At 72.0% G+C, this 13,652-nt stretch carries 13 protein-coding genes; 7 read left to right on the top strand and 6 right to left on the bottom strand.

Translation table 11 applies throughout. The features are described from left to right. Positions 1-70 precede the first annotated feature (70 nt). The gene (gene pdxH, locus ACZ3UD_RS08410) at positions 71-703 is read right to left on the bottom strand and encodes a pyridoxamine 5'-phosphate oxidase (protein ID WP_465584336.1); all 633 of its coding nucleotides are present in this window, start codon (positions 701-703) and stop codon (positions 71-73) included. Positions 704-1,120: 417 nt separating this feature from the next. Here pdxH and ACZ3UD_RS08405 point away from each other — a divergent pair, with 417 nt between their 5' ends. Together ACZ3UD_RS08405 and serC are read left to right on the top strand one after the other, a co-directional pair. After that, entirely contained in the window at positions 1,121-2,221 is a 1,101-nt protein-coding gene (locus ACZ3UD_RS08405) for a citrate synthase 2 (protein WP_465583855.1), read from the top strand. A 151-nt stretch (positions 2,222-2,372) separates the two neighbouring features. Further along, on the top strand, positions 2,373-3,491 hold the full coding sequence (gene serC / locus ACZ3UD_RS08400; RefSeq protein WP_465583853.1) for a phosphoserine transaminase: 1,119 nt from the start codon (positions 2,373-2,375) through the stop codon (positions 3,489-3,491). Positions 3,492-3,751: 260 nt separating this feature from the next. Here the strand turns inward: serC and thpR are convergent, their stop codons facing one another. Continuing rightward, the gene (gene thpR / locus ACZ3UD_RS08395; RefSeq protein ID WP_465583850.1) at positions 3,752-4,339 is read right to left on the bottom strand and encodes an RNA 2',3'-cyclic phosphodiesterase; all 588 of its coding nucleotides are present in this window, start codon (positions 4,337-4,339) and stop codon (positions 3,752-3,754) included. Between the two features lie 46 nt (positions 4,340-4,385). On the opposite strand from thpR, the gene ACZ3UD_RS08390 reads away from it, so the two are divergent. Beyond that, positions 4,386-4,904 carry a GNAT family N-acetyltransferase gene (locus ACZ3UD_RS08390; protein WP_465583847.1) on the top strand — a complete coding sequence of 173 codons (519 nt, stop codon included), beginning with the start codon at positions 4,386-4,388 and terminating at the stop codon, positions 4,902-4,904. Positions 4,905-4,969: 65 nt separating this feature from the next. Here the strand turns inward: ACZ3UD_RS08390 and ACZ3UD_RS08385 are convergent, their stop codons facing one another. Both ACZ3UD_RS08385 and ACZ3UD_RS08380 read right to left on the bottom strand, forming a co-directional pair. Continuing rightward, complete coding sequence (locus tag ACZ3UD_RS08385) at positions 4,970-6,259, bottom strand: MFS transporter (RefSeq protein ID WP_465584333.1); 1,290 nt, start codon at positions 6,257-6,259, stop codon at positions 4,970-4,972. A 366-nt stretch (positions 6,260-6,625) separates the two neighbouring features. Then, positions 6,626-7,060, bottom strand: a complete 435-nt coding sequence (locus ACZ3UD_RS08380; protein ID WP_387617793.1) for a MarR family winged helix-turn-helix transcriptional regulator — start codon at positions 7,058-7,060, stop codon at positions 6,626-6,628. 122 nt (positions 7,061-7,182) lie between these two features. On the opposite strand from ACZ3UD_RS08380, the gene ACZ3UD_RS08375 reads away from it, so the two are divergent. Beyond that, entirely contained in the window at positions 7,183-7,668 is a 486-nt protein-coding gene (locus ACZ3UD_RS08375) for a VOC family protein (protein WP_465583843.1), read from the top strand. A 294-nt stretch (positions 7,669-7,962) separates the two neighbouring features. Then, positions 7,963-8,790, top strand: coding sequence for an MHYT domain-containing protein (locus tag ACZ3UD_RS08370; RefSeq protein WP_465583840.1), 828 nt, complete (start codon positions 7,963-7,965; stop codon positions 8,788-8,790). 69 nt (positions 8,791-8,859) lie between these two features. Here ACZ3UD_RS08370 and ACZ3UD_RS08365 read toward each other — a convergent pair whose 3' ends face one another. Together ACZ3UD_RS08365 and ACZ3UD_RS08360 are read right to left on the bottom strand one after the other, a co-directional pair. Next, a complete protein-coding gene (locus ACZ3UD_RS08365) occupies positions 8,860-10,572 on the bottom strand; it encodes a hydrogenase maturation protein (RefSeq protein ID WP_465583837.1) in 1,713 nt (570 codons plus the stop codon). 228 nt (positions 10,573-10,800) lie between these two features. After that, positions 10,801-11,724: a DUF4231 domain-containing protein gene (locus ACZ3UD_RS08360; RefSeq protein ID WP_465583834.1), complete on the bottom strand. Its 924-nt coding sequence runs from the start codon at positions 11,722-11,724 to the stop codon at positions 10,801-10,803. Between the two features lie 155 nt (positions 11,725-11,879). Here ACZ3UD_RS08360 and ACZ3UD_RS08355 point away from each other — a divergent pair, with 155 nt between their 5' ends. Together ACZ3UD_RS08355 and ACZ3UD_RS08350 are read left to right on the top strand one after the other, a co-directional pair. After that, positions 11,880-12,329: a VOC family protein gene (locus ACZ3UD_RS08355; RefSeq protein ID WP_465583831.1), complete on the top strand. Its 450-nt coding sequence runs from the start codon at positions 11,880-11,882 to the stop codon at positions 12,327-12,329. Positions 12,330-12,657: 328 nt separating this feature from the next. Next, the coding region (locus ACZ3UD_RS08350) for an NlpC/P60 family protein (RefSeq protein ID WP_465583828.1) at positions 12,658-13,652 on the top strand (995 nt) is incomplete at its 3' end.

Here is a 13,652-nt window from a genome sequence, read left to right as displayed (position 1 = left end):
CCGGGGAGTTGGCCGGAATCGGAGTGGGGCGCCGAGGCGGGTGGCCGCCGCCCGGAGCCGGCCCCCGCCCTCACGGGCAGAGGCGCTCCACCCGCCACCCCGCCGGGCGGGAGGGGTCGGAGAGGTAGCGGAGGCGGTCGTGCAGGCGGTTCTCGCGCCCCTGCCAGAACTCGACGATCGAAGGGATCACCCGGTAGCCGCCCCAGAACGGCGGGACGGGGACGCCCTCGCCCTCGGGGTAGCGGCGTTCCAGTTCGGCGTAGCGCTGTTCGAGGACGTCCCGGCCGCTGACCGGGCTGGACTGCTCGCTGGCCCAGGCGCCGAGTTGGGAGCCGTGCGGGCGGGTGCGGAAGTAGGCGGCGGTCTCGTCCCGGCCGACCTTCTCGACCCGGCCCTGGACGATCACCTGGCGGGCCAGCGCGATCCACGGGAAGAGCAGCGCGCCGTGCGGGTTCGCGGCGAGCTCGGAGCCCTTGCGGGAGCCGTAGTTGGTGTAGAAGACGAAGCCGCGCGCGTCGTAGCCCTTGAGCAGGACGGTGCGCGAGCTGGGCCGCCCCTCGGCGTCGGCGGTGGAGAGCACCATGGCGTTGGGCTCCACCACCCCGGCGTCGTCCGCCTCGAGGAACCAGCGGGTGAACTGGCTGATCGGCTCGGGCGCGAGCTGCTCCTCGACCAGGCCCTCGTGGGTGTAGTGCTTGCGCATCACGGTGAGGTCCGGACCGGGGCGGGGCTCATCGGCCAGGGTCCGGTTGGCGGGGCTCAGGGGCGTCGACTGGGCGCGTTCCGGGGTCTGCACGCCAACATCATCCCGTACGACAAGCAACCGGCACCGCTACCTCCGGACAAACCCCGGCCGGAGATAGGGTGACTCGCCACCGCTTGGCCGCCCGCCGTGCGGGGAATTGTCCGGAACCGGGTGTTTGGTTCCGGGTCTCCCCCGGGCACGACCGACCCTCGGCGGAAAAGTCAACCGGGCCCACGGGCAACATCACCATGGTGGTGTATGGCGCAATGCACCCCGTGCCTGTCACTCTGGCACCGAGTGCCAACCACGATTCGGTCACTGGCGCGCCGCCCCACCACGGCGGAGCACCGATCGCAGAACTGAAGGAGCCGTCGTATGTCCGACTTCGTACCCGGGCTTGAGGGAGTCGTCGCGTTCGAGAGCGAGATCGCCGAACCCGACCGTGAAGGCGGCGCGCTGCGGTACCGCGGTGTCGACATCGACGACCTGGTCGGCCACGTCTCCTTCGGCCACGTGTGGGGCCTGCTGGTGGACGGCAAGTTCAACCCCGGCCTGCCGGCCGCCGAGCCCTTCCCGATCCCCGTGCACTCGGGCGACATCCGGGTCGACGTCCAGTCCGCGCTCGCCATGCTCGCCCCGGTCTGGGGCCTCAAGCCGCTGCTCGACATCTCCGCCGAGCAGGCCCGTGACGACCTCGCCCGCGCCGCCGTGATGGCGCTGTCCTACGTCGCCCAGTCCGCCCGCGGCCAGGGCCTGCCGATGGTCCCGCAGAGCGAGATCGACAAGGCCGAGACGGTCGTCGAGCGGTTCATGATCCGCTGGCGCGGCGAGCCGGACCCGAAGCACGTCAAGGCCGTCGACGCCTACTGGACCTCGGCCGCCGAGCACGGCATGAACGCCTCCACCTTCACCGCCCGGGTCATCGCCTCCACCGGCGCCGACGTCGCGGCCGCGCTCTCCGGCGCGGTCGGCGCGATGTCCGGCCCGCTGCACGGCGGCGCGCCGTCCCGCGTGCTGGGCATGATCGAGGAGATCGAGCGCACCGGCGACGCCGTCAAGTGGGTCAAGGACGCGCTGGACAAGGGCGAGCGCCTGATGGGCTTCGGCCACCGCGTCTACCGCGCCGAGGACCCGCGCGCCCGCGTGCTGCGCCGCACCGCCAAGGAGCTCGGCGCGCCGCGCTTCGAGGTCGCCGAGGCGCTGGAGAAGGCCGCGCTGGAGGAGCTGCACAACCGCCGCCCGGACCGCGTGCTGGCCACCAACGTCGAGTTCTGGGCCGCCATCATGCTGGACTTCGCCGAGGTCCCGGCGCACATGTTCACCTCGATGTTCACCTGCGCGCGCACGGCGGGCTGGTCGGCGCACATCCTGGAGCAGAAGCGCACCGGTCGCCTCGTGCGCCCGTCCGCGCGTTACGTGGGCCCCGGCCCGCGCCGCCCCGAGCAGGTCGAGGGCTGGGACGCCATCGCCCGCTGAGCGCGCTGAGCGCGTTCCCGCGCACCACCTCTGACCAGCGGGTCCGGCCTCGGCCGGGCCCGCTGTCGACGTCCGGCGGGCAGTGAAGATCACAGTCTCAGCGGGCGGACGACCGTACCCCGGGCGAGCCCCCGGCCGGTAGGCTGCGCGCGTGGCTCAGATCCAGATCCCCGCTGACATCAAGCCCGCAGACGGCCGTTTCGGCTGCGGACCGTCCAAGGTGCGCCCCGAGGCACTGAGTGCCCTCGCCGCCACCCAGACCTCCCTGCTCGGCACCTCGCACCGCCAGGCCCCGGTCAAGAACCTGGTCAAGCGCGTGCGCGAGGGCGTGAGCAGCCTCTTCTCGCTGCCGGAGGACTACCAGGTCGTCCTCGGCAACGGCGGCTCCACGGCCTTCTGGGACATCGCCGCCTTCGGCCTGGTGCGGGAGAAGTCCCAGCATCTGGACTTCGGCGAGTTCTCCTCGAAGTTCGCCTCCTCGGTCAAGGCCGCGCCGTGGCTGGCCGAGCCGACCGTGATCAAGACCGCCCCGGGCACCCACCCGCTGCCGGTCGCCGAGGCGGGCGTGGACGTCTACGGCCTCACCCACAACGAGACCTCGACCGGCGTCGCGATGCCGATCGAGCGCCCGGTGGGCGCGGACGAGGGCTCGCTGGTCCTGGTGGACGCCACCTCGGGCGCCGGCGGCCTGCCGGTGGACATCACCGAGACCGACGTCTACTACTTCGCCCCGCAGAAGTCCTTCGCCTCCGAGGGCGGCCTGTGGCTGGCCACCTTCTCCCCGGCGGCCCTGGAGCGCGCCGCCGAGATCGCCGGCTCCGGCCGCTACATCCCGCCGTTCTTCTCGCTGCCGACGGCCATCGACAACTCGTCGAAGGACCAGACGTACAACACCCCGTCGATCGCCACCCTGTTCCTGCTGGCCGACCAGCTGGAGTGGCTGAACGGCAACGGCGGGCTGGACTGGGCCGTCGCCCGTACGGCTGATTCCTCGTCCCGACTGTACGCCTGGGCCGAGAAGTCCTCCTTCGCCAACCCGTTCGTGGCGAACCCGGCCGAGCGCTCCCAGGTGGTCGGCACCATCGACTTCGACGAGTCGGTGGACGCCGCCGCGGTCGCCAAGGCACTGCGTGCCAACGGCATCGTGGACACCGAGCCGTACCGCAAGCTGGGCCGCAACCAGCTGCGCATCGCGATGTTCCCGGCGATCGACCCGGCGGACGTCGAGGCGCTCACCCAGTGCATCGACTACGTGGTCGAGCAGCTCTGACCGCCGCGTCCCCGAGACACGGCTGAGGGCCACCGCCTGCGGGCGGTGGCCCTTCGCGCTTGTCCGGTCCACCGGTCGGCTCCGGTTCACCGGTCGGCCCCGGCCTGTCCGGGTCGGCTCCGGCCTACCGGTTGACGAGTGAGCTGATCAGCACGATGACCAGCAGCAGCACCAGGGTGCCGGAGACGATGCGCATACGAGTCTTGGGATCCACGGTCAACGAGCGTACCTCCGGCTCACACCCGAGCCGACCCGAGCCCTCAGCTCCAGTCGGCCAGCGCCCAGGAGCGCAGCGACGCGTAGTGGGTGGCGCCCCCGTCCTGGCGGCTCTCCATCAGGTGCAGCTCGGCGGCCTCCCACTCCGGCCCCCGGTACTCCGCCAGCGCCGCCGCCAAGGCGTCCAGCTCGGCCGCGGCGACCCGCTGGACGGCCCGCCGCTGGCCGCGGTGGGAGCCGGCCCGGGCCAGCGTGAGGTGCGGGTGGAAGGCGAAGGCGTCAGTGTCCCCGGTCGCCTCGGCGGTGGCCTCGGCGACCGCCTCCGCGAGCCGGCGCAGCGCCCAGGTCTGGCCCTCCACCCCGGCCCAGAGCACCCGGTCGCCGAACCGGCCGGCGCCCGCGATCCGCAGCCGGTGCACCGGGTGCACCTCTGCGACGGCGGCCAGGCCGGTCTCCAGCTCGGGCAGCCGCTCGGCCGGCACCTGGCCGAGGAAGGCCAGGGTGAGGTGCCAGCCCTCGGCGGTGGTCCAGCGCAGCCGGTCCGCCCCGGGCAGCCCGCGCACCGGGGCGACGGCGTCGGCGAGCCCCTGCAGCGCCGTGACCGGCGGGAGGACCGCCACGAACAACCTCATGGGCCAATCTTCCCTCGATCGGCCGTTTGGAGTAGAACGGTCGTCCATGAAGATCCGCAACGGGGGTCCCGCGGACATCCCCGACATCCTGTCCCTGCTCGACGGCGCCGTGTCCTGGCTGGCCGGCCAGGGCCGCACCGGCCAGTGGGGCGACCAGCCGTTCAGCACCAACCGGGCCCGGGTCGACCAGGTCTCCTCGTACGCCGCCGAGCCCTTCCTGATCCGCCTCGCCGTGGACGACGACGGCCGCACGGTCGGCTGCTGCGTACTCTCCGAGGAGCGCGGCCGGTGGATCCCCGCCGTGGACGAGCGCGAGCTGTACGTCCGCAACCTGGTCACCGACCGCAGCCGCAAGGGCTCCGGCATCGGCGCCGCGCTGATCGCCGACGCGATCGAGGAGACCCGCCGACGCGGCATCGGCCTGCTGCGGGTGGACTGCTACGGCGGCGCGGACCGCAGGCTGGTCGCCCAGTACCGGGCGCTCGGCTTCACCGAGACCGAGGCCTTCGAGGTCGAGCAGCCGACCGGCATCTGGCCGGGCCAGGTGCTGGCCATCCGTCTCTGACGCACGGCAGGACCCCCGGGAGGACAAGCCCCGGGGATCCTGGCGACCTAATCTCTGACGATACGTCAGCAGGCCGGAGCCAGCTCCGACTTGCTCGCCGTGCGGGTCCGCGGCACGACGGCCACCACCCGGCCGCCACGGCCCGGGTGCAGGTCGAAGCGCACCCGCAGGTCCGCGCTGCGGGCCAGCACCAGGCCGACGGCGGCGGCCGCCAGCGCGGACACCACGCCGCAGGCCAGCAGGCCGAGCCGGGGCCCGTACGAAGCGGTGACCCAGCCGACGATCGGGGCGCCGATCGGCGTGCCGCCGGTGAAGACCAGCACCAACAGGCCCATCACCCGACCGCGCATCTCGGGGTCGGTGGCCAGCTGCAGCGAGGAGTTGACCGAGGTGTTGAAGCTCAGCCCGAACACCCCGATCAGCATCAGCAGCAGCGCGAAGGTCCAGTAGTCGGGCGCGAAGGCCGCGACCACCTCCAGGGCGCCGAAGGCCAGCGCTGCGCCGACCAGTCGACGCAGCCGCGGCGCGCCCCGACGGGCGGCGAGCAGCGCACCGGCCAGCGAGCCGACCGCCATCGCGGTGTTCAGCAGACCGTACTGCCCGGCGCCCACCTTGAAGGTGTCGTACGCGAAACCGGACAGCAGTGTCGGGAAGTTGAAGCCGAAGGTGCCGATGAACCCGGCCAGCACCATCGGCCAGAGCAGCTCGGGCCGCTCCTTCACGTAGCGCAGGCCCTCGCGCAGCTGGCCCTTCTCGCGGGCGATCGGCTCGGTCGGGCGCAGCTCGCTCTCCCGCATCGCGAGCAGCCCGCCGATCACGGCGGCGAAGGACAGCGCGTTGACGGCGAACGCCCAGCCGCTGCCGACCGCGGCGATCAGCAGACCCGCGACGGCCGGGCCGACCAGGCGGGCGGTCTGGAAGTTCGCGGCGTTCAGGCTGACGGCGTTGGCGAGGTCCTTGGGCCCGACCATCTCGGAGACGAAGGCCTGCCGGGTCGGGTTGTCCACCACGGTGACCAGGCCGAGCAGCAGCGCGAAGGCGTACACGTAGTACGGCGTCACGATGCCGCTGACGGTCAGCACGGCCAGGCCCGCGGCGAGCAGGCCCATCGCGCCCTGGGTGTAGATCAGCAGCCGGCGCTTGGGCATCCGGTCGGCGAGCACGCCTCCGAACAGGCCGAGCAGCAGCATCGGCAGGAACTGCATGGCGGTGGTGATGCCGACCGCGAGCGGGCTGCCGGTGAGGCTCAGCACCAGCCAGTCCTGGGCGATCCGCTGCATCCAGGTGCCGGTGTTGGACACCACCTGGCCGGCGAAGTAGTAGCGGTAGTTGCGAACGCGTAGGGAGGAGAACATCCCCCCGGGCCTCGTGAAGCGGGCTCTGGTCGGAGATGCTGCCGATCGGGTTCGGCTCTGAGCGGCGGGGTCCGCCGCGGTGCGTTCGTCGGGGTCGTCGTCGCCGCTGCCGGGCAGCCCGCTGGGGGCGGGGGCCTGGGCGTCGGCGGCCGCGGCACTGTCCGCGGCGGGGTCGGTGGTCGGGTCGTCGGTACGGATGGCGGCGGCGCTGGCTGCGACCGGCGGTGTCACTGTGGTCTCCCCTCGCGGCGCGACGGCCCTGGCGGTGGCCGTCGCGCTCCTGGTGTCGGTGGTCGGTCCTGCGGTGATGCGGCGTCCCTTCTCCCGCGGGGTCCTTCCCGGCCCGGCCGGCCGGGTTCGGTGTGCCTAGAGGTGTGCGAGCTTGTAGAGCACGGGCGCGGCCTCCCGGAGGACGGCCCACTCCTCGTCGTCGAGCCCTTGGGCGAGCTCGGCGAGCCAGACGTTTCGGCGCCGACGGCTCTCCGCGAGGATCGCCTCGGCCTGCTCGGTGCTGCTGACGACCACCTGGCGGCGGTCCTCGGGGTGCGGCTCGCGCCGCACCAGCCCCTTCTCCTCCAGCATCGCGACGATCCTGGTCATCGAAGGAGGCTGCACGTGCTCCTTCCGGGCGAGCTCACCCGGTGTCGCCTTCCCGCACCGGGCGAGGGTGCCCAGCACCCCTATCTCGGTGGGACTCAGCGACTCCTCCACCCGCTGGTGTTTGAGTCGTCGGGAGAGGCGCATCGTGGACGACCGCAGCTGTGAGATCGCTGCGAGGTCCTGCTCGGACATCTCGGGCATCTCTTTAGCTTACGTCATTACTCTCTCTAAGGAAAAACGGGTTCCCGCCGTGCCGGAAGATCGACCCGGTGCCATATTGGTCATGGGTCACCACTCCCGACTCCAGGAAGGCCCGACCAGCCATGTCCGATCTCGCCGCCGAGCAAGCCGGGCCGTACGTCCCGTACGCGCCGCCCGCGCCGTACGAGCAGTCCGCCACGTCCGGGCGGTCCGGGCGGTCCGGGCCGCAGGGGCAGGACGACACCGGCTTCGCCCGGCTCGCCATGGTCACCATCGACTGCGCCGACCCGGTCGCGCTGGCCTCCTTCTACGGCGAGCTCCTGGGCTGGGAGACCCGGCACGTGGACGAGCACTTCGCGATCCTGGACAACCCGGAGGGCGGCAGCCCGCTGGGCTTCGGACGAGTGACGGGCTACCGGCCCGAGCCGTGGACCGAGCCGGACGGCAGCAAGCACTTCCACCTCGACTTCTACGTCGACGACCTGGACGAGGCGACCGCCAAGGCCCTCGCGCTGGGCGCGACCGAGCCCAGCTACCAGCACGGCCGCACGCTCAAGGTGCTGATCGACCCGGCCGGCCACCCGTTCGGGCTAGCCCCGTTGGAGTAACGGACAAAGCGGGCCGAAAAGCGCGCACGGACCGTGTCAGGGCTTGGTGGCAAGATCATGAAGACCTCGTAAAGGTCCAGGTGACCTGGCATTTCACGAAAACCGCGAACATTGTGCGACCGCCGGGTAATGGCTACTGTCCCGGTTGTCAGGGGCACCACCACGCCAGGTCTCCCTCGGCGGAGCCCCTCCGCGCCCGCCTGTGCGCGCGTTCCACCAGCCGTCCGTTCCCGGCCACCGTCCTCCGCCCGAGCTCTGGCGCCCTCATCCCCCTCATCCGTCCAGGGAGCTCTCTTGGGTGAGATCCACCATGCCGACCACGGCTGGGTGACACCGGCGGTCTCGTACTTCGTCGCCTGCCTCGGTGCCTTCGTCGCCCTGCGCAGCGCCCGCTGGGCACTCGTCTCACAGGGCCGCACCCGGGCCGTCTGGCTGCTCTTCGCCTCGACCTCGCTCGGGGCCGGGATCTGGTCCATGCACTTCATCGCGATGCTCGGCTTCTCGGTCAGCGGCGTCGAGATCACCTACCAGCCGGGGCTGACCGTGCTCAGCCTGCTGGTCGCCGTCGCCGTCGTCGGCGTCGGGCTGTTCACCGTCGGGTACTGGCGCAGCCGTCCCGTCCTGTCCCTGCTGATCGGCGGGCTGACCACCGGGCTGGGGGTCGCCGCGATGCACTACCTGGGCATGGCCGCGATGGTCCTGCCCGGCCACCTCGGCTACGACCACGTCACGGTGGGGTTGTCCATCGGCATCGCGGTGTTCGCGGCCACCGCCGCGCTCTGGGCCGCACTGAACATCCGGGGCACGCTGGCCGTGCTGGCGGCGGCGCCGGTGATGGGCGTGGCCGTCTGCGCGATGCACTACACCGGCATGGCGGCGCTGTCGGTCCAGCTGGACACCTCGCACTCCACCCAAGACGGCGTGATGGCGCTGGAGTTCATCTTCCCGCTCGGGGTCGGGCTCGGCTGCTACGTCTTCTTCGGCGCGCTGGCCTTCGCCGTCTCGCCGAGCAAGTCCTCCACCCAGCCGCTGCTGGCCGGCCCGGCGGCCCCGCTGCCGCCGCGGACGCCCCGCGTCCCCCCGCAGCGCCGACCGATGAGCGAGGCGAGGACCCGGCGCTGACATCCGGGCAGCGAGAAGGACGTCCGGCCGGGTCCCACCACCCCGGCCGGACGTCCTTTTCGCTGCGGGTTATTCCGGCTGCCCGAGCAGCCCGGTCAGGTGCTCCGGCGTGGCCACCGGGCAGACCTTGCGCACGAAGTCCCGCCGCAGCCCGTGGTACGGCTCGCCCGCCCGGTAGAAGTTGGCGTGCATCCGGCGCAGCTCCTCCGCCCGGTACTCGGCCAGCGGCTTGGCCTCCTCGTCCTCGGCGCGGCGGCGCTTCTTGTCCATCAGCCGCCCGGTGAGCTCCGGCGAGTCGGCCAGCCGGGCGGCCTCGCGGGCCACCCAGCGGCGGAATTCGGCGGCGTCCCCGCCGGTCGTACGGTCCACCAGGCCGATCCGGCGGGCGTGTTCGGCCCCGACCGGCAGCGCCTCGGTGGTGAGCCGCTCGGCCTGCTCCGCACCGACCCGGGCGGGCAGGGTGTACGTCCAGTACTCGGAGCCGTACAGGCCCATCAGCCGGTAGTGCGGGTTGAGCACCGCCGACTCCCGGCACCACACCTCGTCGGCGGCGAGCGCCAGCATCAGGCCGCCGGCCGCCGCGTTCCCGGCCAGCGCGGCGACGGTCAGCTTGTCGCCGGTGGTCAGGATCGCCTCGACCAGGTCGTCCATCGCGTTGATGTTCTCCCAGGACTCCAGCGCCGGGAAGGCCGCGCCCTCGATGACGTTGAGGTGGATCCCGTTGGAGTAGAAGTCCCGGGGCGCGCCGAGCACCAGCACCGAGGTGGGCCGGCCGGCGGCCATCCGGTAGGCGGCGAGCAGCCGGCGGCACTGATCGGTGCTCATCGCCCCGCCCGCGTAGGCGAATTCGAGGTAGCCGACGTCGCCGTCCTCGCGGTAGCGCAGCTCCGACCAGGTGTCCCGGCGGGCGGCCTCGGCCGGGGTCACCGGCACCTCGCGGACCCGGTGCAGCTCGTCGGCGAGCACCGTCGCGGCCGGCAGCTTGAAGGTGACCGGCCCGCCGGGGGTGCGGCGCGGGCGCAGCTGCGGGATCCAGACCGCGCCGTCCACGGTGGCCCGGCAGATCGCGCCGTCGCGGGTGGCGATGACGGCGCCGGGCCGGGGGCCGCGCAACTCGTCCTCGGGGTGGCCGCCGTGCAGGAAGAACTCCCGCCCGTACAGCTCGTCCAGGACACCGGGCTGGGAGTCCGCAGCGCGCAGCTTGCGCAGCACGGTGGCGGTGTCGTCCTGCTCCCAGTCGATCCGGCGGGCCTCCTGGCGCAGGAAGGGCCGCAGCTCGCCGTGCACGTCCGGGCGGGCGTAGTCCAGCGGCTCGGGGGTGAACAGCCCGCCCTCGTAGCGCTGGACGGCCAGCAGGACGGCCTCGACGGCGGCGTCGGCGACCTCGCCCCGGTACAGCTCGCTCTTGCCGCAGTCGGGGACGGGGAAGTCGACGGACGCCCAGATGTCGCCCGCGTCCATCTCCTCGACGGCCTGCAGCACGGTGACGCCCCAGCGCGGCGCGCCCTCGGTGATCGCCCAGTCGAGCGAGGAGGGGCCGCGGTCGCCCTTCGGGCCCGGGTGCACGATCAGGACCGTCCGGGTGGACCAGATGTCCGCCGGGACGGCCTTGGTGAGCATCGGGCAGAGGATCAGCTCGGGGTCGACCCGGGCCACCGCGGCCCGCATCTGCTCGTCGCCGAGCGCGAGCTGGACGGCCACCTGGTGGCCGCGCTCGCGCAGCTCGGTGTGGACGCGCTGGGTCAGGCTGTTGAACGCGGTCGCGATCAGGAGAATGCGCAAGGGGACCTCCGGGCAGGTACTTCGGGTGCGCGGAGGCGATGAAACCAGGGCATGGACACGTAACGGTCACGTTCCGTACCTCGGCGCTCTACCCTCACGCATCCCGCACACCTGTGGCGCCGGTGTGGCCCGTGCTTCGCCGGATCTCCCCAGTCTCTTCCCGGAGTTGGACTGGCGGACCCGGCCGGGAGGACTCCACGGGCCCGGCCGGGAGGCACTCGGGTGCCCCTAGCGCGGGAACGCCCGGCGGGCCCGCCAGGTGGTGTGCTCGCGGGAGACCGCGTCCTCCGCCTCGGCGGCCAGCCGCGCCCAGCGCTCCTCGGCGTCCGGCGTCTTGAGGTCGAGGTCGGAGAGCTGGTTGCCGACGTTCTCCAGCTCGCGCGCGGCCAGCTGGTAGGCGGCGGCCAGCGGGCGCAGCTGCTTGAGCTGCGTCCAGGCGATGATCGCGGCGGCCGCGGCCGAGCTGGCGCCGAAGACGTGCACCTCCAGGGCGCCGGTGGCCTGGGCGATCGCCGCCGCCGCGCCGATGATGATCAGCGCCGCGATGCCGAGCCCCCAGGAGACCGCCTGGGACTCGCAGGACTCCGCCCGCGAGCGGTACCAGGTGCGCTGGCCCTCCACCCGGGTGCGCAGGTAGAGGGTGCGCCGGGCGGTCAGGCTGTCGGCCCGGGCGCGCCGCATCTCCTCGGTGATCTCCGGGACGGCGCCGGGCGGCACGATCTCCGGGTCCTCGAAGGCCCGCAGCACGTCCTCGACCTGGAGCAGGTAGCCGCGGTCGGCGTCCGCCGACTCGGCCTCGCCGCCGAACGGACGCGCCCGGACGCTGTACTTCCAGGCCAGCGTCTTGACCGACTCGGCCGCCGCCCGCGCCTCGTACCAGCGGCCCTGCGGGTTGCTGCGGCGCAGCCGGGACCAGAAGTAGCCGGCGACCAGGAAGGCGGCCACCGAGAACAGTGGCTTGATATCGCTGTCGCCCTTGTGGTCCGGGCCCGGGAGCGACCCGATCAGCGCGGCGATCACCAGCATCGCGATCAGTCCGCGGTGCCAGCGCAGCGTCTCGCGCTGGCCGTCCAGCGAGGCCTTGTCCGCCCGCCAGAACAACTCCGGCAGCAGCCGTGCCTCGACTCCCCCGGGCGGATCCTGTTGCACCATCGGTCGAGCCCCCTCCTCGTCTCCGTCCAGGCAGTATGCCCACCACCAACTGCCCTACACGGTCGCCTTTTTGACACCTTCGGCGACGCCCTCCCGCGACGTCCCCCACCCCTTGGCGATTGCCCGGCCCCTTCGTAACCGATATAAACGGTTACATGCCGCTGCACTGGAAGCTCGTCATCGACTGCGCCGACCCGCACCGCCAGGCCGCCTTCTGGGGCGCCGCCCTCGACTACACCGTCGAGGACCACGGCACCCTGATCACCCGCCTGCTCGGCGCCGGCGCGATCACCCCGCAGGACCTCACCGAGCTGGGCGGCCGCCCCGCCTGGCGCACCCTCGCCGCCGTCCGCCACCCCGAGGACCCGTACGACCCGGCCTCGGACACCGGCCTCGGGCGCCGCGTCCTCTTCCAGGCCGCCCCGGAGGCCAAGCACGGCAAGAACCGCCTCCACCTGGACGTCCACCCCGGCCCGGGCGAGCGCGCGGCCACCGTGACCCGCCTCGAAGCCCTCGGCGCCACCGTGCTCCGGGAGGTCAAGGAGCCCGGCGGCGAGTGGACCGTCATGCGGGACCCGGAGGGCAACGAGTTCTGCGTCCACTGACTCCAGGCTGACTGCAAACTGAAAAAAATCAGCCATAAGGCAGCCGCGACCGGCCCACGGGCCAGCTGCGGCTGCTGCGATTTTGTGAGGATAAATCGCCAGAATCAGTCAGTTGAGCGGCGCTGAATCAAGCCACGCAACTTCTTGATCATTTTCACTAAACATTGACTCCCCTTGTGCGTGGAGTGAATGATTCGGTCCGCGTGACCAACCGTCATATCCGGCAGTCGACTTCGCGTGCACGACGCCGGACCGGGGTCACGGACAGCCCGCCGAACAGGCGGGTCTTGCGCATTCACCCATCCGCCGTCCCAAGGGGGGACCTTTCATGTCGACGCACGTCTTCTCCCGGGCCTTGGCCGTCACTGCCGCCGCAGGCCTCGTCGCCGGTATCCTCACTGCCGCTCCGGCCTTCGCCGCCGACCCCGCCGCGCCACCGTCCGCAGCCGCTGTCGCGACCAAGGACAAGGGCGGCGCCGGCCAGGGTCAGTCCGTCATGCCCTCCCTGCTGGCCGCGGGCACGCAGATCAGCCGGAGCGAGGTGATCAGCCGCGCTGCCTCGTGGGTCGGCCTCGGCCTCACGTACAGCTGGGACAGGACCTACCAGGGCTACCGCACGGACTGTTCCGGCTACGCCTCGATGGCCTGGCACCTCGGCACTCCCGGACTGGACACCACCAGCTTCGTTCCGAGCGGTGTCGCGTCCTGGATCAGCAAGGAGGAACTGAAGCCCGGCGACGCCCTGCTCAATGACGCGGCTGGGGCCTCGGGGCACATCGCCATCTTCGCCGGCTGGACGGACTCCTCGCACTCTTCGTACGACGCATACGAGTTCACCGGTTCCGGCGTGCACCACCGGACGATCCCCTACCCGTACTTCTCGGGTTACGGCACCTTCAAGCCGGTCCGCAACAACAGCATCGTCGACGACGTGACCACCACTGGTGACCAGCCGGTGGCCGGGAACTGGGACGGCGGCCCCGCCGGGAACGTCGGCGTCTTCCGCCCCTCCACCGGCCAGTTCCACCTCCGCAACGACGACGGCAGCCTCACCGTCCTCAACTGGGGCCAAGCAGGAGACATCCCCGTCTCCGCCAACTTCGACGGCACTGGCCCCGACAACATCGGCGTCTTCCGCCCCTCCACCGGCCAGTTCCACCTCCGCATGGACGACGGCAGCCTCACCGTCCTCAACTGGGGCCAAGCAGGAGACCTCCCCATCGCCGGAAACTGGGACGGCGGCCCCGCCGGAAACGTCGGCGTCTTCCGCCCCTCCACCGGCCAGTTCCACCTCCGCAACGACGACGGCAGCCTCACCGTCCT

It is taken from the genome of Kitasatospora sp. NPDC023118 (assembly GCF_055560875.1).
The sequence above is the reverse complement of the archived record's forward strand: the minus strand, read 5'-3'. Positions and strand labels throughout refer to the sequence as shown.